Consider the following 24,801-nt stretch of genomic DNA (forward strand, 5'->3'; position numbering starts at 1 on the left):
CATTTAGAGCTATGCGGTTAAATTAAATCTTAGGTATTATTTTAAAATACCATCAACGATACCGTATTCTAGGGATTCATCAGAGTCCATCCAATAGTCACGGTTAAAATCCTTCATGACTTTATCAAATGGTTGTCCACAATTATCCGCTAGAATTTGGGCGCTTATTTCTTTTGTTTTTATAATTTCTTTAGCCTGAATTTCTATATTGGAAGCTTGTCCGCGAGCTCCGCCACTAGGTTGATGAATCATCACACGAGCGTAAGGGTAAATAAATCTTCTTCCTTTTTCACCGGCTGATAAAATGATTGAGCCCATAGAGGCTGCAAATCCGGTACAGATGGTAGAAATTGGACTTTTTATAGATTTCATGGTGTCGTGTATTGCAAATCCGGAGGTTACATAACCACCCGGACTATTGATGATAAGCTTGATTTCTTGGTCATTCAAGCTGTCTAAATACATCAGACGATCTACTACATGTTTGGCTGATCTATCATCTACCTGTCCCCATAAAAATACAGTACGCTGCTCTAAGTGGGCCGCATCAATTTTATCTTGAATCTTCGTTTTTGACATAGTTTACAATTTTTTCCAGATCAAATATACTTAATTTGCATTCAAATCTCCTTGTTTTTTCTTCTGAAGTGGATATAATTCCTGATGAATAAAATCTTTTGGGATTTCTTCTTCACCTGTGAATCCAAGTTCGATATCTCTCCCACTATACGGAATGTAGCTGGTTTTAAAAAGGTAATCCCACAGACTTAAGCTGATGCCAAAATTAACGCCATAGCTGTTGGGTATTTCTTTGCTATGGTGCCAAATGTGCATTTTTGGATTGTTCAGCAGGTACTTCAAAGGACCGTAATCCCAACCGATATTCGCATGATTTAAATGTCCGATGGTAATGTTAAAAAAATGTACCAATGCTACTGCTTCTATATCAAAACCACCTATAAGGGCCAGTGGGATATACAAGACTGATTTGTATACAACGGGTTCCATCCAATGGTATCTAAAGTGAGCGGCAAACCCCATTTCTTTAACAGAATGGTGGATTTTATGAAAGTTCCATAAGAATGGTATTCGGTGCAATCCCATATGAGTTGCCCATTGCACAAAGTCGGTGACTAAGAAAAACAGTATTAAGGAAACCCACCAAGGAAAATCGGAAAGGTCAAAAATCCGAATGCGTTCCAAAGTAATTCCAAAATTTGCCAACAGATCGATAAACAGCGCTTCCGCAGTATTAGAAAGAGCGATGAGAACAATCAAATTGAGCAAGAAAAAATTGAAGAACAAATAAAAGAGATCCAGCCAGAAATCTTTTCGGAATACCTTTTGATTTTTTCGCCATGGAAAAAGTAGTTCTAATCCCCAAACTACTAGAGAAATCACCAGCAAACCATAAAAGTAGTTTTCCCAGTGAAAGCTGTAGATTTCAGAGCGTAAATAATAAAAATACCCTGCGTAAGAATTATAGAAAATTTCAAAATACTTTTCCATTGCGATGCTATCTATATGGATCTAAATTTTACAGACTCTTGATGACCTGTTTAAATAAACGCATCATTTTGGGTTCAGCCTCTTCTGCCACCCTGATAATGTCTTCTACATTTACCGGCTTCAGATTATCCGGGTCTCCTTCGTCGGTAATCACTGATATTGCAGCTACAGGTAGCTTTAAATGATTCGCTACTATAACTTCTGGTACGGTGCTCATACCTACAGCATCAGCTCCGATCATCTTCAAATAACGATACTCGGCTCTGGTCTCCAATTGTGGTCCAATAACCGAAGCATACACCCCTTTTTTAAGGTTAATTCCTTGTTTTTCGGCAGCATCCACCATGATGGCTGATAAGTCCGGGTCATAAGGTTGACTCATATCCACGAAGCGCTCCCCTAACAGGGCTACCTCTTTGAATGCCAAAGGAGAACCACCTTGTAAATTAATGTGATCGTCAATTAACATTAAAGTGCCTTTCTTGAGATCCAAATTAATGGATCCTGCGGCATTGGATATTAATAATTTTTTAATTCCCAGACTATGCATCACCCGAATAGGGTAGGTAATGTGCATGAAATCGTAACCCTCATACAGATGAAATCTTCCCTGCATCACCACAGTTTTAACCCCCTCTATTTCACCAAAAATCAGCTTTCCGCTATGAAATTCCACCGTGGCTAATGGGAAATGAGGAATTTGGCTATAAGGAGCTACAATTGGATTGCTTAGCTCATCGGCCAACTTTCCAAGACCCGTCCCTAGGACTATTCCAACCTCAGGCTGATCAAAACCTCTTTTGATCAAATACTGAGTTGTCTCTATTAATTGTTCTTTAATCATTTTTAGTGGTTTAAATATTTTTGAAACACCAAATGCTGTTCCAGATCTTCGTAAATGTCAATATCATTGTATTGATTTAACAAAGCTACATCATGGCTTTTAAAATGTGCTAATGTATCTCTTAAAACCGTGTTAGTTCCCCAATTTTTATTTTCAAATAATCCTGAATGCATTGCCTTTAATCCGATTAAGTAATATCCGCCGTCCTCAGCCGGACCGATTACCACTTGGTGATCTGACAATTTTTCAAATGCCATCTCTAAATCTTCAGGAGTTAATTCAAACAAATCACTACCGATAAGTACCACCCTTTTGTAACCTGCATCAAATGCATCCACAAATGCGTTCATCATTCGCTGGCCAAGATTCTTTCCTTTCTGTGATTTTATATTAAAACTGCAGGTATTCCACGGTTCGCCTTCAAGGATCACAGGAGTTGTATAGACCCACTTATCTACTTGGACGGCTTTGGTGACCGCAGCGGTTTTCTCCAGTAATATTTGATAGATCTCCAATGCTTTTTCAGGACCAATTCTCTTTGCTAATCGTGTTTTAACTTGGCCTAAAACGGGGTTTCGTGTAAAAATGATTAGTAGGGTATCTGTTGACATGCAATTATGATTGAATAATACTTCCTTGACAGCTGCTACCTGCTCCGGCAGTACATCCATAGCAATGCTGAGAGGTGATGATTGTTCTATTGCTTAAGTCAGTCATGTTAAAATCCCTTATGTGTTGTGAATTGCTGTTGACTTTGAGCTGTAACATTTGATTAAAATCACAATCGTACAACCAGCCATCCCATCCAACCGATAGGGTATTGGTACACATGACATTCATTAATGCATTAGGGTTAAAAGCTTCGACTAAGGCATACATATAATCCTCATAATTCTCCGAAGCTATCAAATAGTCGAGGTATCTTGAGATGGGTAGATTAGTAAGTGCAAAGAGCTGGTGAAATTCAATATTAAAATCCTTGAATAGCATTTTTTTAAAATCTGCTTCCAAGGCAGACTGATCCCCAGGTAAAAATGCCCCTGAAGGATTGTAAACCAAGTCAAGTTTTAAGTCACTTCCTTTTAAACCGTAACCCACTTGATTTAGTCTTTTTAGAGCCGATATCGATTTGTTGAAGACACCCTTACCCCTTTGCTTGTCAGTTTTACCCATAGTCCAATGGGGCATAGATGAAACGACATGAATTTTATGCGTTTTAAAAAACTCAGGGAGGTCATTGTATTTTTTATTGGCCTCAATGATGGTTAAATTACTTCGAACAATAAAGTCCTTGATTCCGATTTGGGAAGCTTGTTCTACAAACCATCGGAAATCGGGATTCATCTCAGGAGCTCCTCCGGTTAAATCAAGAGTGGAAATTCCAGTAGATTGAATGGTACGCAAGCAATATTCCATGGTTTCCCTCGTCATTATTTCTTGACGATCCGGTCCGGCATCCACATGGCAATGCGAACACACTTGGTTGCACATATAACCAAGGTTGATCTGTAATATTTCCAGCGGTTCAGGACGTATTGGAAACTGACCTAGTGCTGTGAGTTTATCTTTAAACTTGGGAAGACTTCCATCTGCAAAAATCCCCTCAGACAACAGGTTTAACTGCCTTTGAGAATCCGCCAGTTCGTTTGCTCTTTTGTGTAAAGATTGTATTGACATTTATTCTTTTTCTTTAAATTTCAAACTCCCAATTACATCGAAAGTTTTTCATACTTATTCATCATTTGTACCCCGTGTACCAAGGTCGCACCACTTTCAATGGCAGCACCCGCATGTACCGCTTCCATCATTTCTTCTTTGGTTATTCCTCTTTGTAAACCATCTTGGGTATATGCATCGATGCAATAAGGACATTTGACCACATGAGCTACTGCAAGTGCAATTAACGATTTTTCTCTAGCACTGAGTGCGCCTTCTTCAAAAACCTTCCCGTAGTAATCAAAGAACTTTTCTCCAAGTTCTTCGCTCCATTGGGTGATGTTTGAGAATTTCCTTAAATCTTCGGGTTTATAATATGTTTTTTCCATTGTTTAAAAGATTGTAGTGTTAAATTGATATTTATACGTTCCTTGTAATGTGATTTGACCCTATTTACTTACACAGCTAATTTTTAAATTGTAATTTAGGGTTTCACAAGTAAAGGTAAAGAAGAATATACTATGAAGAAAGGATTTCTAATAGACATGGACGGGGTTATCTATGAAAATGACACCCTAATACCTGGAGCAGATACTTTTATCAAAACCCTGCAAAAGGAAAACATCCCATTTTTGTTTATGACTAATAACTCACAGCGTACTCCTTTGGATACTGTCAACAAAGTTGCCAGAATGGGGATAAAGATCACTGAAGATAACGTGTACACCAGTGCCATGGCTACAGCTTATTTTTTATCATTTATGAATCCCAACGGTACTGCTTATGTGTTAGGTGAGGGTGGACTAATATCCAGTTTACATCAGCATGGATACACTTTAGTGAATCAGAACCCGGATTTTGTGGTCGTTGGTGAGGGGCGAAACTTTACCTTGGAAATGGTCAATAACGCAGTGGATATGATACTATCCGGTGCTAAATTAATTGCTACCAATCTTGACCCATCCCCTATGAAACAAGGGTGGTCCAATCTTGGGATTAAGGCAATTGTGGCCATGATAGAAGAGGCGACCAATAAGAAGGCATTCTCTGTAGGAAAACCAAGTCCTGTGATGATGCGTTCTGCACGAAAATATCTGGGATTGGAAGCTAGAGAAACGATTATTATCGGAGATACTATGGATACCGATATTTTAGGAGGAGTTCAGTTGGGGTATACTACGATTTTGACATTATCCGGGGTATCCAAGAAGGAAGAATTAAGCAACTATGCCTTTAAGCCTGATATGATCATAAAATCCGTTGCGGAATTGGATTTAAAAAAAGCACTTGAACTCAAGTAAGTATTTTGGATGTTAAATAGCCTTGAACGCCACTTGTATTGTGGTAAATTTGGCTAACTTATCACCTAAATGTTGAACACTGAAAATTACTGATACTATGCAAGTTTTACTGTTTGGTGTGACAAAAGATATTACAAGTCAGGATGCCTTGGATATTCCTGAGAGTGAAAACATAATGGATGTAGGTCAATTAAAATCGTATTTAAAACAAAAATACCCCGGTCTGGGACAACTATCATCCTTGGCGGTGGCCGTGAATAGTGCTTATGCCGAAGAGGATGTTCAGATTAAGCCCACGGATGAGCTTGCTCTGATTCCTCCGGTGAGTGGTGGATGATTAAATAACACCGGGATCAATTAAGGAATACATACGCAAAATTAGAAGAGAGTTATGCTGATAGATAATCACAATAGAGTCATCAATTATTTGAGATTGGCAATTACCGATCGCTGTAATTTGCGCTGTAATTATTGTATGCCCGCTGAGGGTATTAATTTTGCCAAACGATCCGATTTGTTCACTATAGAGGAGTTGTGTCAACTCAGCACCATTATGGTGTCACAGGGTATAGATAAAATAAGATTAACCGGAGGAGAACCTTTTGTTCGTAAAGACATTATGCAGCTCTTCAGACATTTGGCAACCCTTGAGGGACTCAAAGAAATTTCTGTAACCACCAATGCAACCCTCATTGGCCCCTATATTGATGAATTGGAAACCCTTGGAATTAAGGATGTCAATCTGAGTATGGATGCGGTAACAAAAGAAACTTTTGAACGCATTACCAGAAGAAAGCAGTTCGATACCGTATATGAAAATATGTTGAAACTTATCGAGAAAAACTTTAAACTTCGCATTAATTGTATCGTCCTGGAAGGTCAAAATGAACAGGAAATTCTTTCACTATTAGAACTCACCAAGTATCATAATGTATCGGTTCGGTTTTTGGAAGAAATGCCATTTAATGGAGGCACAAAAGAATTTAGCAAAATACACTGGGACTATAAGGCCATCTACGAACATATCTCAAAACACTTCGATGGTATTGAGGAATTAGAATCCCCTGCCACTTCCACAGCGATTAATTATAAAATTCCGGGACACATTGGTACCTTTGGAATCATTCCTTCATTCTCTCGCACTTTTTGTGGAAGCTGTAACCGTCTACGGATTTCTGCTACGGGTGATGTAATTACCTGTTTATACGGAAAACCAAGAATGAACATACGAGAGTTATTAAGGGAGGAAAACTCCGAATCTAAAATTACGGCGGAGATCGCAAGGGCCATAGGCAGCAGATCAAAAACAGGTTTTGAGGAACAGCAACGCTATGAGGATGTGTTCAAAAACTCAATGACCTCTATCGGAGGCTAGCAAAACCTACGAATTGCAAACCACTAATTAGGAAAAGTACGCATGGAAAAGCAACTTTCACATATAAATCAACGAGGAGAAGCCGCCATGGTTGATGTTTCTGCCAAGGCAGTAAGTAGCAGAGTAGCTGTGGCATCAGGTCTGGTCGTTTTTCCTGAAGATGTATTTAACATCTTAAAAGAAGGACAATTCACCAATAAAAAAGGCGGTATTATTCAAACCGCAGTGATCGCAGGAATACAAGCTGTAAAGAAAACAGCAGATCTTATACCACTGTGTCATCAGTTGGCTTTATCGAAAATCCATATCGATATTCAACCTAAGGAGAATTGTTTAGAAATCACCTGTACAGTTAAATGCAATGAACGCACTGGGGTTGAAATGGAGGCCTTAACTGGTGTTTCTGTAAGTGCACTTACCATATATGACATGTGCAAAGCTTTATCACATGAAATTGTAATCGATCGCATTCAACTCAACCATAAATCTGGAGGTAAAAGTGAATTCAATCGCTAAGCTCAATGGACTGGTGCTTGCTGGAGGACAAAGCCGTCGAATGGGAACGGACAAAGGATTGCTGGACTACCACAATCAACCGCAACGATTCTTCATATACGATTTGCTCAATGAGTTTTGTGAACAGGTTTATATGAGTATTCGTGAGGATCAACAAGAAGAATTTAACTCCGAGACCCTGTGTATTGTGGATCACAATAATCATCTTGGACCATTTAATGGTCTGATGAGTGCTCATGTAGAGCATCCAGATAAGGCGTGGTTGGTATTGGCCTGTGATATGCCGCTAATAGATCGGGAATCAATCTCAAGACTAATTGAGAAAAGAGCGATATTAAAAAATGCCACAGCCTATCAGGCAAGTCATCAGACATTTCCTGAACCACTTTTTGCGATATGGGAACCCGAAGGTTTAAGCGCAGCACAAGACTATTTAAAGAACGGGGATAGCTGTTCACCTGTTAAATTTTTAAGTCAAAGTACGGTTGAAATTGTGAATCCATTATCTGATCAAGTACTTTTAAATATAAACGATACAGAGGATTACCAAAGCATCCTCAATAAAATCAAAGAAAAATCAGAATCGTAATATGAGTGCCAATCGATACATACGACAAACCACCTTAAAGGGATTTGGGGCAGCGGGGCAGGCGAGGCTCCAAAGTTCGAGTGTCCTTATAGTTGGAGCCGGAGGCTTAGGTGTCCCGGTATTGCAATACCTCAATGCAATGGGCGTAGGAACCATAGGAATTGTAGAAAACGACAAGATAGAACTGAGTAATTTACAAAGACAACCGATATACAGTGAACAAGACATAGGGAAACCTAAGATTAAGGTAGCCATAGAAAAATTACAAGCTCAAAATCCTACGACCATCTTTCATTGTCATGCCGAGTTTTTAAGCACGCAAAATGCCTTGGAAATACTCAAACCTTATGATGTTATCGTTGATGCAACGGATAATTTTCCAACACGATACCTGATCAATGATGCCTGTGTGATTCTAAACAAACCTTTTGTTTATGGAGCTTTACATGCCTTTGAAGGCCAGGTAAGTGTGTTTAACTACCAATTGGGGCCAACCTATAGATGTTTGTTCCCTCAAATGCCGGGTAAGAATGAAATGCCGGATTGTAATGTCAATGGGGTTTTAGGAATTATTCCTGGAATCATTGGAAATTTCCAAGCCTTGGAAGTGATTAAAATACTTACTGGAATTGCAGAACCTCTCTCTGGTAAATTGTTATTATACGATGGATTAACGCAGAAAATTCAGCAAGTCAGCTTCAAGACGAATCCGGAGAATAAATTGCGAACCCAATTGGAAGAGCGTTATGAACATATAAGTTGTGATCTCAGTGCTTCGGTCGGTGTGGAAGAATTTGAAAAGATGCTGCACAACCCGAAACAATTTCAATTGGTAGATGTGAGAAGTCCAGAAGAATTTTCTGATTTTCACCTTGAAGACTCCATAAACATCCCATTGCAAGAACTTCCTAATCGCACTGATGAGGTGGATCTCAACAGGGAAGTTGTTCTGATCTGTCAGTCGGGAATACGAAGTGAAAAAGCCTTAAACTATTTAAACCAGCAGTTTGAATGCACTATCTATCAACTCGAAGGAGGATTACAGAACTATACGCACTATGGAGATAACCACTGAATCACTACTATTATTAGCCGTGTGTTTTTTTGTTATAGCAACTCTGTATTCCTCTGTAGGCTTTGGTGGGGGTAGTAGTTATCTAGCGATTCTGACCTTGTTTGTCGGTAGTTTTTTTGTCATCAGATCTGTTGCTTTGGTGTGTAATTTAATGGTAGTTTCCGGGAGTACTTACTTGTACTATAAAAACGGACATTTTGAAATTAAAAAATTTATGCCCTTTGTAGCTGCAAGTATACCCTTGGCTTTTATCGGTGCGTCTTTTCGGTTGGAGGAATATGTATTTTTCATTATTTTAGGGATTGCGCTGATGGTTTCTGCTGTTTTACTGTTTACTCAAAGTCTAGGTAGAAAGAAGAAAAGCCTAATGCAAGACACCAAAAAGTACCCCTTATGGGTTACTGTAATCCTAGGCGCCGGTATAGGTTTTTTATCCGGTTTGGTCGGGATTGGCGGCGGTATTTTTTTGGCGCCCATATTAAATCACATGCGCTGGGACTTGTCTATTAAAATTGCGGCCTTGGCGAGTTTCTTTATTCTGGTGAATTCCATTTCGGGAATCTCCGGTCTGATCATAAACGACATGTTTGTTTTTCCATGGAAACTCGGCCTTGTTTTGTTAGGAGCAGTGTTACTTGGAGGGCAGTTAGGAATTCGGATAAGTCTTCATAAATTAAGTGGAGCCGGGATCAAAATACTAACCGCAATACTGGTGTTTATAGTGGGACTAAGAGTGTTGTTAAATAATGGATTAGGAGTGATTAATTTTTAAAAACTATGGAGATGATACCTTATAAAGAGGCATTTGAGATTGTACAAAGCCACAAGCAGGACTATGGAGTGGAGAAGGTTCCATTTACTCGAAGTTTGGGACGAGTTTTGGCTGAAGATATAAAAGCAGATAGAGACTTCCCTGCCTTTGACAGAGCTACCAAAGATGGTATTGCACTTTGTTTTGATGGTATGCATGGGCAGAGTGAACTTACAATTGCTGCCGTAGTAGCGGCAGGGACGCCTCAGATTTCTTTAAGAGATAAAACACAATGTGTGGAAATTATGACCGGAGCAGTAGTGCCACAGGGTGCAGATACTGTAGTGATGTATGAGGACATTCAAATCACAGACGGTATTGCAAGCCTACAAACCAAAATTCGAAAAGGTCAAAATATTCACCATAGGGCAAGCGATAGAGCTCAAGGCGAGGTTGTTATTCCAAAGAGCACTACTATAAGTGCTGCTGAAATTGGTATACTCGCAGCCGTAGGATCGGTGCAATTAATGGTTAAAAAGTTACCTGAGATTTGCTTAGTCTCAACAGGCAATGAGCTGGTTGCTGTGCATGAAACTCCTTTAGCACATCAAATCAGGGAATCCAATATGCATACCCTTCATGCACTTTTAGAGCAGGAAAAAATACCTGCAAAGCATCATCATTTTGATGATGATAAGGAATCTATAATTAATGCCTTGGATACTTTGCTCAGCACTAACAATGTGTTAATGCTTAGCGGTGGTGTGTCAAAAGGGAAATTCGATTATATTCCTGATGCCATGGAGCATTTAGGGGTTAAAAAATGTTTTCATAGAGTAAAACAAAAACCGGGAAAACCGTTCTGGTTTGGAATTTATCCCAAAACCAATACCCTAGTGTTTTCATTTCCCGGGAATCCTGTATCCACCTTTGTGAATTACCATTTGTATTTTAAAACTTGGCTACACCATAGCTTAGAAATCAAACAGGCTCTACATCAGGCCGTATTAGGACAGTCCATTTTTAATGAAATCCCACTAACCGTTTTTAAAAACGTATATTTAAAAGTGGAAAATGGAGTAAATACCGTCTATTTAGTACAAGAGAATGGTTCCGGCGATCTGATAAGCATGGTACAAACAGATGGTTTTATTGTCTTGCCACCACAAAGTGATGTGTTGGAAAAAGGGGATGTAATAGATTATGTCCCTACACGACTTTAAAAAGACTTGAGCTTATCATTATGATACATGAATTTGAAAATATTGTTACAGCCTACCAACAGAACAAGCTACAAGGAAAAGCTAGTGTATTGGCAACCGTGGTTGCGTTGGAGGGGACTTCTTATCGTAAACCGGGGGTTCGGATGCTTATCAATGTGGATGGGAAGATGATTGGAGCAGTGAGTGGGGGTTGTGTAGAAAAGGAAATTTACAGACAAAGTGAATCCGTATTTAAGGATGGTATTCCCAAAATAATGACCTATGATGGAAGGTTTCGTTTAGGTTGTGAAGGGATTTTATATATCTTAATTGAACCCATACAACTCTCGGAGGATTTTATACAAGGCTTTGAAAAATGCTTGGAAAATCGTGAGCCTTTAGGTCTTACTAGTTATTTTACAAAGCAGGATCAACAATTGGATTTAAGTTTTGGAACACGCGTTGAATTTGCCAATGGCATTTCTTTTCCAATGAATAGTGGTATGAATACTCCCGATGCTCTGCGGCTTGAAGCCTTGGAGGTATTTCATGAAGATTTACCCCCAGCTTTAAATTTGGTCATTATCGGTGCGGAGCACGACGCAGTCCAACTATGTAGTTTTGCCGCATTAAGTGGTTGGGATGTCTGTGTGATAGCTACGGATTCTGATCCTAAAGAAATTTCAAATTTTCCAGGCGCCAAGACGGTTATCAATACCAGAGCCGAATTATTTGAAATGGATCTGATCGATGATCGGACCGCAGTAATGCTGATGACGCATAGTTACTCCAAGGACTTCAAATACCTGTTAAGATTAGAACAGGGAATCGTGATTCCTTATATCGGTCTATTAGGTCCTGCTAAGAGGCGTGAACGTGTTTTGAATGAAATCATGGAACATAGGCCACAGGTCTCTGAGGAGTTTTTTGACTCCATTCACGGACCTGCCGGCATCAATATCGGCGCTGAAACGCCTCAAGAAATAGCTATTTCTATCCTATCCGAAATGCTTTCGGTATTCCGGGAGCAACAGATCATTTCCTTGAAAGATAAAAAAGGAAGAATACATTCGTAATTCATTATAAGCTTTAAAAAAACAGCGCATGATACCTAAAGTAGCCGTAGTGATTCTTGCAGCAGGAGCTTCTACAAGAATGGGAGTTCCCAAACAATTATTACCCTGGGGCAATAAATCACTTCTCAATCATGTGATTCATACTGCATCTACCATGGATCTTCAGATACATGTAGTTTTGGGAGCAAATTCCAGGATGATTCAGGAGGCTTTGCCAAGTGGAGATCATATTCATGTACATACAAACCCATATTGGGATACCGGACTTGGAAGTTCCATTGCTTTTGCAGTCAAGAACCTAGAGCATGATAAGCTAGATGGAATCTTATTTTTGCTCGCAGACCAACCTTTTATAAGCAGCACTTATCTCGAAGAAATGAGAGCACACTTTAAGGAAAATACATCTTCGATAATTGTCTCGAAATTTAATGGAAACCTAGGCGTTCCTGCCATATTCTCTTCGGAATACTTCAATGAGTTAGAAACCCTAAATGCCGATGTAGGTGCAAAACAGATAATCAAAATGCACGTAGATAAGGTGCTGAAATTGGATGCAGATCGGTATGTGAGAGATATTGACACTTTAGAGGATTATCGAGATGCTCATAAGGCTGAATTTGGTGCTACTCCATCGGATTTATGAAACTAAAATTAATTGTAAGCCTGCGGCCAAAACGGCTCCTATAACCGGGCCTATACCGGGTACCCAAGCATAATGCCATTGACTGCTGCCTTTCCCTTTTAAGGGCAATATGGTATGTACAATTCTAGGGCCTAGATCACGAACAGGGTTGATAGCGTAGCCCGTAGTACCCCCTAGGGATAGACCAATTACCCAAACTAAAAATGCCACCGGTAAGGCTCCTATGGATCCCATTCCAATAGGTGTTTCCGTTGGGAGACTGATTACTGGATCCGTAAAATAAAATATCACAAAAATCAAAACGAAGGTGCCCACAATTTCACTAACCAGATTGATTAGAGGATTTGGAATGGCCGGAATGGTACTAAAGGTAGCCAGCTTTAAAACAGGATCCGGAGTTGCTAGATAATGATCCCTGTATACAAGAGCGACCGTGGCAGCCCCTAACATGGCTCCGATAAATTGCGCTAAAATATATGAAGGAACCAAAGCCCATTCAAACAGGCCGGCTGTAGCCAAGCCTATGCTTACCGCTGGATTTAAATGTGCTCCACTATAGGGTGCAGCGATAACGACACCTGTAAACACGGCTAGACCCCATGCTGTTGTGATGACCATCCATCCGGAATCATGTCCTTTCGTTTTGTTTAAAACCACATTAGCTACCACTCCATTACCCAGGAGAATGAGCATAAATGTCCCTAGAATTTCTGCTGTAAAGGCTGTCATTATAATTTGATTTATTCGGGGTTAGTCCAATAATTTGTAGTCTGTACTGCTTTTTTCCATGATTTAAGTTGCTTTGGAACACTGCTGTCTTTTTCCGGGGAATAGGTTTTATCGACCTTCCATTTTTCCATGATCTCTTGTGGATTCTTCCAATAGCCGACCCCGAGCCCTGCTAAATATGCCGCTCCCAAAGCTGTTACTTCCATGGTTTTGGACTTTACGATACTGACACCTAGAATTGTGGATTGGAATTGCATCAAAAAGTCATTTTCAGTGGCTCCTCCATCTACTCTTAACTCTTTGATCGTGATATTTGAATCGGCCTCCATGGCTTTGAGAACATCATAGGTCTGAAAAGCAATACTCTCCAAGGAAGCTCTTACGATGTGGGCAGCTGAGGTTCCTCTGCTGATTCCGACCATAGTTCCCTTGGCGTGTTGGTTCCAATATGGTGCCCCTAATCCCGTAAAGGCAGGAACGAAATATACACCATCTGTATCTTCGACTTGCTTTGCTAATTTTTCAGATTCCTTGGCGGATTTAATGAGTCCAATACCATCCCGAAGCCATTGTACCACGGCACCGGAAATAAAAATACTTCCTTCCAAAGCATATTGGACATCATTACCGATTTTCCAAGCGATAGTGGTTATGAGTCTATTTTTGGACACCAAAGGTTTTTTACCAATATTCATAAGCATAAAACACCCGGTGCCATAGGTATTTTTAACCATACCTTCTTTGGTGCACATTTGACCGAATAGTGCTGCATGTTGGTCCCCTGCGACACCGGTAATGGGTATTTTCTTGGCAAAAAGCATTCCGGAGGTATGTGCGATTTCGCCGCTTGAATCACAAAGTTCCGGCAGCATTGATCTTGGAATGTCGAAGAGATCCAGCAGCTCTTGATCCCAATCAAGGGTATGTATGTTAAATAATAGTGTTCTAGAGGCATTGGTGAAATCCGTGATGTGTTTTTGGCCTCCCGTAAGATTCCAAATCAACCAAGAATCAACAGTGCCGAAAATCAAATCACCCGCTTTTGCAGCATCACGTGCATTTTCCACATTGTCAAGAATCCATTTCACCTTTGTGGCTACAAAATAAGCATCGATAACCAAACCTGTTTTTTCTCGAATTTTATCTTCCCAACCTTCTTTGATCAGCTGATCACAGTAATCTGCAGTTCTCCTATCTTGCCAAACAATGGCTTTATAAATAGGTTCACCAGTTTTTCGATTCCAAACTATGGTGGTTTCTCGTTGGTTTGTTATGCCTATGGCTGCAATATGGTCAGCTTGTAGTTTGGCTTTGGATACAGCTTCTATGGTTACTGCCATTTGAGAGGACCAAATTTCATTGGCATCGTGTTCAACCCAGCCGGGTTTTGGAAAGTATTGTTTAAATTCTTTTTGTGCAATCGATTTGGTGTTACCTTCTTTGTCAAACACCAGAGCTCGAGAGCTGGTCGTTCCTTGGTCAATAGCTAAAATATACTGTGTCATTCGGGTAAATTGCAATTTGGTTAATGATAGATTAGTGGAATTTCGTCAAAAAAATCCAATATTCTTTAAAATTGCCATTAAAAATTTACGAAGAATGTACGATTTACCCTTAATTTAATTTTTATTTGAGTTTTCATTAATGGGTTTAAGTAAGGGCAATTGCAAGTGAAATTTAACGGCTATTAATCGAGCAATAATCACTGTTATGGCCGTCATTGACTCCGTGATGTTGGAAGAAAAGCCAAGTTTGTAAAACAAGAAGTAAACAAGGCCTCCAAACAAACTTGCCAGAGCATAAATGTCCCTGGTTAATAACAAGGGGACTTTATTTAATAGAACATCACGAAAAACACCACCAAGAGATCCCGTGATGGTTCCCATAACGATACAAACCCACATTGGTAATCCCATGGCAAGACTTTTGCTAATGCCGACCACAGTAAACATTCCTAAACCAATGGCATCAAACATAAATAAGGTACTTCCCCAACGGAACAATTTATCCTTAAATAGAATGGCTGACACAAAAGCGACTCCTGTGGTAATGAAATACATCGAGTTCTCCATCCAGAATGGCCTCACATCCATGAGTAGATCTCGTGTTGTTCCTCCACCGATTGCGGTGACTAAGGCAATGATATAGGCTCCAAACCAATCTATTTTTTTTCCAGAGGCTATACGCAGACCACTTATTGCAAAGGCAAAGGTCCCGAGAAGATCAAGGAATATTGTAATATTGAATTCCAATATAATGTTTGTTTGTTGTGTATTATCCGATTTTCACAGAGGTCATACTTAAAGAGCCACCTAGTGTGTTATCATTGAACAAACTTACGCTTTCGTCAGAATTTTTCAAACCTAAGATGTATAATAAGGGTAAATAATGTTCTGGAGTCGGGATAGCCAGATCAAAAATTCTACCTTGTGATTTGAAGTTTATAAGTGAACTATGGTCATCCTCTACTATGAATTTTTTCATTTTCTCGTCCGCCTCAATAGCCCAATCATATCCTGAACCAGCTGTATTGATACTCCTCCAGTCAACCATTCTTAGGTTGTGAACGATGTTGCCGCTTCCAATAATAAGTACTCCTTTTTCACGTAGAGATTTAATCTGATACCCCAGATCATAGTGATATTTAGGTCCCTTGTTGTAATCAATACTCATTTGAATTACCGGGATGTTTGCTTCGGGATACAAATGGCGTATCACACTCCAAGCTCCGTGATCCAATCCCCAATTGTCATCCAAAATCACAGCAGTAGAATGGATAAGCTCCTTGGTTTGTTGAGCCAGCTCCGGACTACCGGGGGCAGGGTATTGGACATCAAATAACGCCTGAGGGAATCCTCCAAAATCGTGAATGGTCGGAGGGTTCTGCATCGCGGTTACAAAGGTTCCATTGGTTTCCCAATGTGCAGAAATACAAAGAATAGCCTTAGGCTCTGGGATCTGCTTGGCAATTTTACGAAACCCTTGAACAAATTCATTCTCTTCTATAGCATTCATCGGACTACCATGTCCGAGGAACAATAACGGCATCTTGGGCGTGTGCTCCAAAGAAGCCGTCATTTTAGATAGGTCATTTAAGTTCATAATATCCTCCGGTTTAATAGTTGTTAACGAGTTGCTAGCAATCTGCCTGCGCAATCTGAGGCGCAAATCAATCCTCCAGCCAACATGATAACATCCTTTAGGACCAATCTACCTGCTCCTGAAAGATAAGGAAAACCATGTTGTGGTGTAAGGAAGTCGCCGCCTAAGTTCGGAACGTAAACCTCCGGGGTTGTAATTAGAAATGTAAGAGTTACCAAAGACATTCCAAAGGTGAGCAGTCCTCCTACGAGACCTATTTTTGGCGCCCAAATACCCAATAAAGTCACTAATCCAATAAGGATAATGAACGTTCCTAGGGCATAAGAAAATATATAGGTGCCATTCTTTTTATGCCAATCAATATTTTTTTGTACTGTTTTACCTTCAGGATTTTTATAGTCCTTATATTCTGGTGCTTCCTTGGAGTAGAAAAATGACATAAGAGGGCTGTTTGCTACAAAGGGCACAATGCCGTCAGCTTCATATTGAAAAGCCTTTAATCCTCCAATCCAAATCATTACGATAAAGATGGAGATGCGCATTAGATTGATGAAATTTGTCTGTCCTTTTGCTAAGAATTCTAAGATATTTTCCATAGGTAGGGTTAAATTAATTTTTATATTGGGTATCTATATGTACAGTGTTTTCGAGCATTTTATGAACCGGACAACGATTGGCAATCTGCAACAAACGATCTTTTTGTTTGCTATCTAGATCTCCTACAAATTCCAAATCTCTTTTGATAGTAGTTTTGTGTTGACTGGCGTCATAATCCAATTCAACACTGATTTTAACCTGCTGTAAGTCCCAATTTTTACGTCCGGCATACATTTTAAGTGTAGCTGAAGTACAAGCTGCTAAGGATGCGGCCAGAAGTTCTTTTGGTGAAAAACCTAAGTCTTGGCCTCCTAGTTCTTGAGGTTCGTCTGCAATAAGCGTATTTCCTGTTTTAGAAGTCAAAACTACTTTATAGGCTTGATTTTCAATAATAGAAGTTATTTTTGCCATTGTAATTCATGTTTAGTTAATAATCTTATCGTTATCAAAGGGTGTCGGTTTAAAACCTCAAAATAATACAACAATGATTTATACAAAGATGTAAATTATCTAAAGAGAGTGGGTAACAGTATTAGGAAAATGTGTGGTCCCTTTAGGAAATCAAGGCTGATAGTTGCGCTCTAAATTCACTGGGAGTCTGTCCCGTCCTTCTTTTAAAGACTTTGGTAAAGTGCGTCTTGTCGCTATAACCGATTTCATATCCTATTTCGGAGATATTTTTATCACTGTGGAGTAATTGGTTCTTTGCCTCAATGAGTTTTCTAGTTTCGATGGTTTCGGTTACCGTTTGTTGGAGAATACTTTTACAAATCAGATTGAGGTTACGAGACGACATAAATAACTTCTCCGCATAATAATCTACCCCTAACGGCCTTCGGTAGTTGTCCTCCAATATTTTTAAAAAACTTTGTAGTGTAGTGCTTTTAGAATCCATCGGATCATTGTCCACTGTGGTTTTACTTTTTTCAGATTCCACCATAGAGAACAAGGCGCTTAAAAGATGTCTAATAACGCTCATATCAGGGTTCTTACAATGCATTTCTTGATCTATGACTTGACATAAGACATCAAAATGGTCAACTCGAGGTCCAGGTTCTAACTTTAGGGTTGAATTCTCGTGGTAGTTAGAATACAGCTGAAAAATGGTTTCCGGAATAAATTCACTTTTAAAACGAATCACCCACATTTCGCATTTTCCATTGTATGTTTTGGGAATTGCACGATGTGTTTTTCCTTTGGTTACGAAACTAATTAGAGGAGCCTTTAATTCAACAGTTTTAAAATCGATAAAGTGCTCAAGCTTCCCGTGAATTCCAATAATTAATTCTTCGTAATTATGAAAATGAGGTGGGTCCGGAGCCGCTGATATTTGTTTAGCCTGCTGAGTTCCTAATTTGAATATTTCGAAAAGTTGATTCATTAGAAAATTTTTAAAACCACATCCAATGCGATAAGTCCCCTAAACTATCCCTAATTAACCGGCAGTTATTTTACTTTTCCATTTGCGAGCCTATGAATGGGATTCTCGGTGCTAAAAAATAACCCGTTAAACTTGCAAACAATATAGGAATGAAATGTCCAAATCCAGTTAATGTTGCCAATAAAATAGTGGTACTCATCGGTGTTCTTGTGACACAAGCATTAATAGCAGCCATACAGCTCACAATCGCTAATGTCAAATTGACCGAAGGGAATAACTGATGAATAATTAATCCAATTGTAGCTCCGGAGAAAAATAGGGGGATGATGAATCCTCCTCTCCAACCCGAAGTTACAGTTATTGCAATGGCAATAATCTTAAACACTAAAATTGCTATTAATAAAGTTAAGGAAAAATTAGCAGAAAGTAATTCGTTAATTTCATGATGTCCATAATACCTGGTGATAGGAAGGTAAAAAGCAATAATACCAATCAAAATTCCTCCGATGGTGGTTTTGACATAAATAGGGATAGGTCGTTTTTCAAACAAGGTTTTAAAGAACTTGGCGCAAAATATAAACGCCCAACCAAAGGCTGCTCCAACCATGGCAAATAATACCGCGTATGCAAAGTCAAAAATACCTGAATACTGATAGGCAGACAAATCCCAGAGTGGACCTAAACCTAAATGGACTATGAGTGCGAAAACTAAATAACTAAAACAGCTCGCAACGAAAGCCGGTATTATAGCTTTATAATATTCTACGGCGTGTTTGTGGTGCAAAATTTCTAAAGAGAATAAACTACTACCTAAAGGAGCTCCGAATAGCGCTGTAAAACCTGAAGCCATCCCTGCAATACTCATGGATCTTAGATCCTCACCTTTTAGTCGGCATAATTTACCTATATAAGTCCCTGTTGATCCCGTGATTTGCACCATTGGAGCCTCAGGGCCAAGACTACCCCCTGATGCTACACAAAGCAATGAAGATAAGATCATGGAAGGGTTGTTCTTAGGATCTAACTTTCCTTTATTAAACCGTATATTGTTTACAATCAAATGAATTTCACCGGGATCACCGATCCAGTGAATAATCAAGCCTGCTCCGAGACCGCAAAATGCCATTAGAGGAATGACGGCCCAGCCGGTAAAAAAGGCGAATTGATGCGTTAAGAACTCCAGTGTAATCCAATAAACTCCTGCAATGACTCCTCCAAGTAGACCGAGGAGAGCCCAAAGGACAAAGTTTCTGCTGAAAACGAATGGATTAAATTTAACCGGTTGATCTAAAATACCTAAATAAGTTACTAATTTTCTTCTTCGTTTTAGTTTCACTATGTTGTCGTTCTTTACTTTCTAGAATTGCTTTAATATATTTAATTGATAATTAAAGCGTTATATTATGTTGTCTGTCTTTGACGGGCAAAATTAAGGATTTGTTTTCGGAATCCATTTACCAGTACTAGAATTCTTTTGGAGAGTTATTAAACTAAGATGTGAGATATGAAAATTAGTATATTATCTGGTTAACACTTAGTGATTTAAAGTCTCGTAGTTTACTTACTGATGAGTTGTACGGCTTTAATTTTTTAGATTATCTAAAATGGTCTTCTCGTTATATTCCGATTGTTGAATTTCTTAAAACTTTTAATTAGAGATGATGTATTAGACTTGCATAGCTGTGGTTTCTCAAGGACATCCATACTATTGCCTTATAATCGTGTCATTTAATAAAGCAATAGTAGACCATACTTGCATGTCAGAAATACCGATTTTTGGTAATCGCCAATTTCTTAACTTTACCTATGTAATTACGCGCAGTTATATTTTTCATTATTATGGATAGTTTTAAAGTTTTTTTAATAGAGAAGGGAGGAGTTGATCAAAGTGCATACAAGACTATTGAAAATGAGATTGCCACGATCGAGGTGAAGAAAGGAGAATCCCTTTTAAAAGCTGGCGAGGTTTGCCATAGATTTTTCTTTGTTCAAAAAGGCTTGCTAAGAACCTATTCACTAAACGATCAAGGAGAGATCAACATTCTTCAATTTTCTACGGAAGGATGGATTGCTGCCGATAGAGGTAGCTATTATTTTAACCTGCCGTCGGTATATTATATAGATGCCATTGAAGACACCACCGCAATTGTCCTAGATGAAAAGTTTACTAATCTAATTTTAGAAGTAGCGCCTGTTTTTAGTAGGTTCAATGAAAAATTGATACAAAACCACGTTAGGCATCTAAACAAAAGAATTACCTCCCTGTTAGGTGACTCCGCAGAATCAAGATATTTAAAATTCGTAGAGCTTTATCCAGATGTTTTGTTGCGTGTTCCACAATGGATGGTTGCATCGTATTTAGGAATTACCCCGGAAAGCTTAAGTAGGGTCAGGAGAGCTTTGGCGAAAAAGAATTTCGGAAAATAGCATTCCTTCAAGGCCTAACGGAAATCCCATTTCAAAAAACTACAATACCTAAGTAATATCCTGTTCTGCAACATCAGCTTCATAGTACATTTTTTCAGATTTTCACATAACCAAAGTGGTAAGTGGGCGCTTTAAAAGCATCCATTTAAGATCCGTGAATAAATCACTGTAGAGAATTCAGTACATTATAACTTCTTACCATAGGTCAATGCACACCCTTTCTTGTTCACGTAATTTTACTGTATTAAAAAAGAATAATATGATGAAACATTTAAAAGCACTGGTTATCTCAGACAAAAAGGTATCTGCCAAAATTCTGAACTGGAAATTGGATGTGATACACAATGTAGAAGACGCTTTGGTAATTATTCAACAACAAGATTACAGGATAATTGCCATTGACAATTCTATTGCAGAAGCTGAAAAACAAAAATTGGAAGCAATTGCTAAGTTATTCAATAATGCAGTTTCGATCGTAAGGTATAACACTGAAGAAGAATTATCGGACAATATAATGACTGCCTTTAGGATTCAAAAAATGGCATCATTGAAACATAATTATATGGACAACGCCTTCGAATTGGAATTGGCTTCGAAATTAAAAATGAATTAAAAATTTAAAACACTATAACATTGAAAAGTAGAAGTATAGAAAAAGTAACAAGACCAGCTACACCTCACTTTGTAGGGGATGGTTTTAGAGTGCATAATTTTATTCCCGGAACATCTACAATGCAACGTATGGACCCATTTATCATGATGGATTACAATAGTAAATTCATCTTCCCTCCAACCGATAAACCAAAAGGTGTGGGAGTCCATCCCCATCGTGGTTTTGAAACGGTTACCATAGCCTATAGAGGTCGTGTTGAACACGCTGATAGTTCCGGTGGTGGCGGTGTGATCGGAGAGGGAGATGTACAATGGATGACTGCTGCGTCCGGAGTACTTCATAAAGAGTTTCACGAAACAGAATGGAGTAAAAAAGGAGGTGAATTTCAAATGGTACAACTGTGGGTCAATTTACCTGCAAAGGACAAAATGAGTACACCTGGATACCAAGCGATAACCAAAAGTCAGATGGCCAAGGTGGATTTACCGGATAATGCCGGTGAAGTAGAAGTAATTGCAGGAGATTACCAAGGTAACAAAGGGCCTGCATCTACTTTCTCCCCTGTGCATTTGTACAATGTTAGATTGAAAAAAGGAGCCAAAACTAATCTTGCGTTTCCTGCACACTACACTACAGCAATGTTGATGATTGAAGGAGACGCCAAGGTAAATGATACAGCTGAAGCGCCACAGGATCATTTTGTAATGTTCAGTGACGATGGTGAAAGTTTTAGCATTGAGGCTTTGACTGATACCGTAATTTTAATATTGAGCGGAGAACCTTTAAAAGAACCTATTGCATCACATGGTCCGTTTGTAATGAACACAAAAGAAGAGCTGGTAGAAGCTTTTCAGGATTTCAATATGGGTAAATTTGGGTATTTGGAAGATTAATCTAAATTGACCATACGGGATTTAAATTAAATAAAAAAACCACCCATATCGGGTGGTTTAAAAGATTTCAATTTAAGTGAGTTATGAAATCAAGTTCTTAGAATGAAACCGACAATAATTCTTCGCTGAGTTCATGGACAGCTTTTTCAATCTGTTTTACTCTTTCTTCGGAGGGATTGGATACCCGTTACGTACTGGCGTAACAGTGAAGTGTTGATGCTTGCTTTTTCAACATACACCTGAATTTGATTATTAATAAAAACACAACTTTTGAGATTGATCCAAAGTGGGGCATGATGTTTTCTAAGATATATTTTAACCACTCATTGGTATTCACATCATGTTTTTCATGGAAATACCATCATTTGGATATAATAAAGTTTAAAAATATCTTAATATACAAACTTTTAGTTTGTATATTTGTATAAAAACAAACCAAACTATTTTTTATAGTTTAAAAAAAGTCGATAACAGACACTATTAGTTTGGAAAAAGAGCAAAAAATAAACCGTCTTCTTAATTCACAGCCTCTAGGAGTTGTGTATTTAAGTTCGTGGTTAACGAAAAATGGGTTCTCCACGCAATTGCTGAACCGATATAAGAACAGCAATTGGATATATTCCATAGGAACAGGAGCTTGGATTCGGGTTGGTGATAAGCCTACTTACCAGGGTGCATTGTTCGCATTGCAAGGACAAGCTGAACTGAATATTCATCCTGGAGGAAAAACCGCCTTATCATTATTGGGGAAGGCCCATTATTTGGAGCTGTCCACAAAACAAATAACGTTGTTCGGGGGAAGTGAAGAGAGCTTGCCCGCTTGGTTCTCGAAATACGACTGGGGGGTAAAAGTGAACTACTTCAGTTCCTCCTTCCTACCACCCAAAAAAGGACTGCAAATTTTGGAACAGGGGGCTTTCAGGCTGTTGGTGTCAAGCCCCACAAGGGCCTTGATGGAATGCCTGTACCTAACGCCCAAAAAGCAAGAATTGGTCGAGTGCTACGAAATAATGGAAGGGTTAAACAACCTCCGGCCAAAACAGGTACAAGAACTTTTGGGGGAATGTACCTCCATAAAAGTAAAGCGACTTTTCTTGTATATGGCAGAAAAGGCGCGGCACGATTGGTTTAAATATATCGATTTGGAGATAATCGACCTTGGAAAAGGGAAGCGCTCCTTGGTAAAAGATGGTGTGTATATATCCAAATACCGTATTACTGTCCCTAAAGCATTAGAAAATTATGAGTAATTACAAACAACAGGTTTCGCTATTGTTACAGGTGTTACCGGAAGTGGCAAAGGAACCAGTTTTTGCACTGCATGGGGGACAGCCATCAACTTATTTGTAAGGGATATGATCAGACTGTCTGTGGATATTGAATTGACCTACACACCCATAGAGGATAGAAAAACGTCCTTTGTGAATATTATCGATGGACTCGACCGTATAAAAATCAAGCTAGAAAAAATTCTGCCAGAAGCTGCAATTACCTTAAAAGAGAAAACTTTAAAACTTCAAATCACTACTGTAAAAGCACAGATAAAAATAGAAGTGAACCAAATCAACAGGGGCGTGATGGATGAAATAGTAAAGTTGCCCCTGTGTGAAACAGCCCAAGAAGAATTTGACGTTTTCTGTGCAGTTCCGATAGTTCCTTTAGGACAGTTGTACGGTGGAAAAATCTGTGCCGCATTGGACCGCCAACACCCCAGGGATTTGTTCGATGTAAAATACCTGTTGCAAAATGAAGGATTTACCGACGAAATCAAAAAGGGTTTCATATTGTTCCTTCTGAGCAGTAACCGTCCCCTACACGAAATGTTGCATCCCAATTTTATCGACCAAAGGGAAACATTGGTCAACCAATTTGAAGGCATGAGTCCTGAAACCTTTACATATGAGGATTTTAAAAAAAGCCGGAAGGAATTGGTAAATGTAATCCATCAGAACTTGACGGACACAGACAGGGAATTCATATTGAATTTTGGCAAAGGAACACCAGATTGGAGCATCTATAATTTTGAACGGTTTCCTGCCGTACAATGGAAACTACGGAACCTTACTAAACTTAAAAATAACAATCCATCAAAATATGATGATTTAGTTTCTGATTTAAAAAGTGTACTTTATTAACTGATCTTTTACTGTCCCAAATTCATTCTATTTTTGGGACAAAGTGAATATGAAAATAAGATAAGTACTATTTATGATTGACCCCCTATAATATTCTTATTCTAAAAACATCAATTGCCACCAAACCATATTTTAATCTCAAAAATACCCAAATGTTGTACCTGAGCAATAAAGTAACGAAGAATTGACTCTGATTTTAATAAAAAAAGCCGAAGATTTCTCTTCAGCTTTTTGTGCGGGTGAAAGGACTCGAACCTTCACACCTTGCGGCACTAGATCCTAAGTCTAGCGTGTCTACCAATTCCACCACACCCGCCTGTGCGTTTTGTGGGTGCAAATATAAATCTATTTTTTAAAAATCAAACTTAATAATTAAAAAAAATCTTC

29 protein-coding genes and 1 tRNA gene are annotated in these 24,801 nt (G+C 38.9%); 15 read left to right on the forward strand and 15 right to left on the reverse strand.

The window, feature by feature from the left end; translation table 11 throughout:
* Positions 1-36: 36 nt before the first annotated feature.
* Genes ACN0TV_RS11735 through ACN0TV_RS11760 form a run of 6 tightly spaced genes read right to left on the reverse strand, consistent with a single transcriptional unit; the run spans position 37 to position 4,398 of the window.
* Complete coding sequence (locus tag ACN0TV_RS11735; protein WP_417363106.1) at positions 37-579, reverse strand: ClpP family protease; 543 nt, start codon at positions 577-579, stop codon at positions 37-39.
* A gap of 30 nt (positions 580-609) precedes the next feature.
* Positions 610-1,509: a sterol desaturase family protein gene (locus ACN0TV_RS11740; protein WP_417363107.1), complete on the reverse strand. Its 900-nt coding sequence runs from the start codon at positions 1,507-1,509 to the stop codon at positions 610-612.
* A gap of 28 nt (positions 1,510-1,537) precedes the next feature.
* Complete coding sequence (locus ACN0TV_RS11745) at positions 1,538-2,353, reverse strand: purine-nucleoside phosphorylase (RefSeq protein WP_417363108.1); 816 nt, start codon at positions 2,351-2,353, stop codon at positions 1,538-1,540.
* Between the two features lie 2 nt (positions 2,354-2,355).
* The gene (locus ACN0TV_RS11750) at positions 2,356-2,964 is read right to left on the reverse strand and encodes a TIGR04282 family arsenosugar biosynthesis glycosyltransferase (RefSeq protein ID WP_417363109.1); all 609 of its coding nucleotides are present in this window, start codon (positions 2,962-2,964) and stop codon (positions 2,356-2,358) included.
* Positions 2,965-2,968: 4 nt separating this feature from the next.
* A complete protein-coding gene (gene arsS, locus ACN0TV_RS11755; RefSeq protein WP_417363110.1) occupies positions 2,969-4,030 on the reverse strand; it encodes an arsenosugar biosynthesis radical SAM (seleno)protein ArsS in 1,062 nt (353 codons plus the stop codon).
* Between the two features lie 32 nt (positions 4,031-4,062).
* Positions 4,063-4,398, reverse strand: a complete 336-nt coding sequence (locus ACN0TV_RS11760; RefSeq protein WP_417363111.1) for an arsenosugar biosynthesis-associated peroxidase-like protein — start codon at positions 4,396-4,398, stop codon at positions 4,063-4,065.
* Between the two features lie 132 nt (positions 4,399-4,530).
* Between ACN0TV_RS11760 and ACN0TV_RS11765 the strand changes: the two genes are divergently transcribed.
* The 10 genes from ACN0TV_RS11765 to ACN0TV_RS11810 all read left to right on the forward strand — a co-directional run bounded on the left by ACN0TV_RS11765 (position 4,531) and on the right by ACN0TV_RS11810 (position 12,537).
* Complete coding sequence (locus tag ACN0TV_RS11765) at positions 4,531-5,310, forward strand: HAD-IIA family hydrolase (RefSeq protein ID WP_417363112.1); 780 nt, start codon at positions 4,531-4,533, stop codon at positions 5,308-5,310.
* A gap of 97 nt (positions 5,311-5,407) precedes the next feature.
* Complete coding sequence (locus ACN0TV_RS11770) at positions 5,408-5,647, forward strand: MoaD/ThiS family protein (protein WP_417363113.1); 240 nt, start codon at positions 5,408-5,410, stop codon at positions 5,645-5,647.
* Positions 5,648-5,701: 54 nt separating this feature from the next.
* Positions 5,702-6,685 carry a GTP 3',8-cyclase MoaA gene (gene moaA / locus ACN0TV_RS11775; RefSeq protein WP_417363114.1) on the forward strand — a complete coding sequence of 328 codons (984 nt, stop codon included), beginning with the start codon at positions 5,702-5,704 and terminating at the stop codon, positions 6,683-6,685.
* Positions 6,686-6,727: 42 nt separating this feature from the next.
* On the forward strand, positions 6,728-7,201 hold the full coding sequence (gene moaC / locus ACN0TV_RS11780) for a cyclic pyranopterin monophosphate synthase MoaC (RefSeq protein ID WP_417363115.1): 474 nt from the start codon (positions 6,728-6,730) through the stop codon (positions 7,199-7,201).
* Complete coding sequence (locus tag ACN0TV_RS11785) at positions 7,185-7,790, forward strand: NTP transferase domain-containing protein (protein WP_417363116.1); 606 nt, start codon at positions 7,185-7,187, stop codon at positions 7,788-7,790. The genes moaC and ACN0TV_RS11785 overlap by 17 nt, the downstream gene beginning before the upstream one ends.
* Before the next feature lies 1 nt (position 7,791).
* Positions 7,792-8,865, forward strand: a complete 1,074-nt coding sequence (locus ACN0TV_RS11790) for a ThiF family adenylyltransferase (RefSeq protein WP_417363117.1) — start codon at positions 7,792-7,794, stop codon at positions 8,863-8,865.
* Complete coding sequence (locus ACN0TV_RS11795; protein ID WP_417363118.1) at positions 8,849-9,637, forward strand: sulfite exporter TauE/SafE family protein; 789 nt, start codon at positions 8,849-8,851, stop codon at positions 9,635-9,637. Before ACN0TV_RS11790 ends, ACN0TV_RS11795 begins: the two co-directional genes overlap by 17 nt.
* 11 nt (positions 9,638-9,648) lie before the next feature.
* Positions 9,649-10,839, forward strand: coding sequence for a molybdopterin molybdotransferase MoeA (locus ACN0TV_RS11800; RefSeq protein WP_417363119.1), 1,191 nt, complete (start codon positions 9,649-9,651; stop codon positions 10,837-10,839).
* Positions 10,840-10,859: 20 nt separating this feature from the next.
* Complete coding sequence (locus ACN0TV_RS11805; RefSeq protein WP_417363120.1) at positions 10,860-11,894, forward strand: XdhC family protein; 1,035 nt, start codon at positions 10,860-10,862, stop codon at positions 11,892-11,894.
* A 28-nt stretch (positions 11,895-11,922) separates the two neighbouring features.
* Positions 11,923-12,537, forward strand: coding sequence for a nucleotidyltransferase family protein (locus ACN0TV_RS11810; protein WP_417363121.1), 615 nt, complete (start codon positions 11,923-11,925; stop codon positions 12,535-12,537).
* Here the strand turns inward: ACN0TV_RS11810 and ACN0TV_RS11815 are convergent.
* The 8 genes from ACN0TV_RS11815 to ACN0TV_RS11850 all read right to left on the reverse strand — a co-directional run bounded on the left by ACN0TV_RS11815 (position 12,532) and on the right by ACN0TV_RS11850 (position 19,682).
* Positions 12,532-13,266, reverse strand: a complete 735-nt coding sequence (locus tag ACN0TV_RS11815; protein WP_417363122.1) for an MIP/aquaporin family protein — start codon at positions 13,264-13,266, stop codon at positions 12,532-12,534. The genes ACN0TV_RS11810 and ACN0TV_RS11815 overlap by 6 nt on opposite strands.
* Before the next feature lie 11 nt (positions 13,267-13,277).
* Positions 13,278-14,771 carry a glycerol kinase GlpK gene (gene glpK, locus ACN0TV_RS11820; RefSeq protein WP_417363123.1) on the reverse strand — a complete coding sequence of 498 codons (1,494 nt, stop codon included), beginning with the start codon at positions 14,769-14,771 and terminating at the stop codon, positions 13,278-13,280.
* A gap of 114 nt (positions 14,772-14,885) precedes the next feature.
* A complete protein-coding gene (locus tag ACN0TV_RS11825; protein ID WP_417363124.1) occupies positions 14,886-15,518 on the reverse strand; it encodes a trimeric intracellular cation channel family protein in 633 nt (210 codons plus the stop codon).
* A 22-nt stretch (positions 15,519-15,540) separates the two neighbouring features.
* Positions 15,541-16,368, reverse strand: a complete 828-nt coding sequence (gene ygiD / locus ACN0TV_RS11830; protein ID WP_417363125.1) for a 4,5-DOPA dioxygenase extradiol — start codon at positions 16,366-16,368, stop codon at positions 15,541-15,543.
* Positions 16,369-16,391: 23 nt separating this feature from the next.
* Positions 16,392-16,964 (reverse strand): DUF417 family protein, encoded by a 573-nt coding sequence (locus tag ACN0TV_RS11835; protein ID WP_417363126.1) that lies wholly within the window; start codon positions 16,962-16,964, stop codon positions 16,392-16,394.
* A gap of 13 nt (positions 16,965-16,977) precedes the next feature.
* Positions 16,978-17,376, reverse strand: coding sequence for an OsmC family protein (locus tag ACN0TV_RS11840; RefSeq protein WP_417363127.1), 399 nt, complete (start codon positions 17,374-17,376; stop codon positions 16,978-16,980).
* A 142-nt stretch (positions 17,377-17,518) separates the two neighbouring features.
* Positions 17,519-18,346 (reverse strand): helix-turn-helix domain-containing protein, encoded by an 828-nt coding sequence (locus ACN0TV_RS11845; RefSeq protein ID WP_417363128.1) that lies wholly within the window; start codon positions 18,344-18,346, stop codon positions 17,519-17,521.
* A gap of 70 nt (positions 18,347-18,416) precedes the next feature.
* Entirely contained in the window at positions 18,417-19,682 is a 1,266-nt protein-coding gene (locus ACN0TV_RS11850) for a chloride channel protein (RefSeq protein WP_417363129.1), read from the reverse strand.
* A 503-nt stretch (positions 19,683-20,185) separates the two neighbouring features.
* On the opposite strand from ACN0TV_RS11850, the gene ACN0TV_RS11855 reads away from it, so the two are divergent.
* The 5 genes from ACN0TV_RS11855 (at position 20,186) to ACN0TV_RS11875 (ending at position 24,414) form a co-directional block, all read left to right on the forward strand.
* Entirely contained in the window at positions 20,186-20,773 is a 588-nt protein-coding gene (locus ACN0TV_RS11855) for a Crp/Fnr family transcriptional regulator (protein ID WP_417363130.1), read from the forward strand.
* Between the two features lie 259 nt (positions 20,774-21,032).
* Positions 21,033-21,386 (forward strand): hypothetical protein, encoded by a 354-nt coding sequence (locus ACN0TV_RS11860; RefSeq protein WP_417363131.1) that lies wholly within the window; start codon positions 21,033-21,035, stop codon positions 21,384-21,386.
* Between the two features lie 20 nt (positions 21,387-21,406).
* Positions 21,407-22,279 carry a pirin family protein gene (locus tag ACN0TV_RS11865; protein ID WP_417363132.1) on the forward strand — a complete coding sequence of 291 codons (873 nt, stop codon included), beginning with the start codon at positions 21,407-21,409 and terminating at the stop codon, positions 22,277-22,279.
* A 485-nt stretch (positions 22,280-22,764) separates the two neighbouring features.
* Positions 22,765-23,529, forward strand: a complete 765-nt coding sequence (locus tag ACN0TV_RS11870; RefSeq protein ID WP_417363133.1) for a type IV toxin-antitoxin system AbiEi family antitoxin domain-containing protein — start codon at positions 22,765-22,767, stop codon at positions 23,527-23,529.
* 105 nt (positions 23,530-23,634) lie between these two features.
* Complete coding sequence (locus ACN0TV_RS11875) at positions 23,635-24,414, forward strand: nucleotidyl transferase AbiEii/AbiGii toxin family protein (protein ID WP_417363134.1); 780 nt, start codon at positions 23,635-23,637, stop codon at positions 24,412-24,414.
* Between the two features lie 234 nt (positions 24,415-24,648).
* Here the strand turns inward: ACN0TV_RS11875 and ACN0TV_RS11880 are convergent.
* Positions 24,649-24,730 (reverse strand) — tRNA-Leu (locus ACN0TV_RS11880).
* Positions 24,731-24,801: the final 71 nt, after the last annotated feature.

Origin of the sequence: Galbibacter sp., assembly GCF_048266365.1 — a bacterium.
Taxonomy (GTDB): Bacteria; Bacteroidota; Bacteroidia; order Flavobacteriales; family Flavobacteriaceae; genus Galbibacter.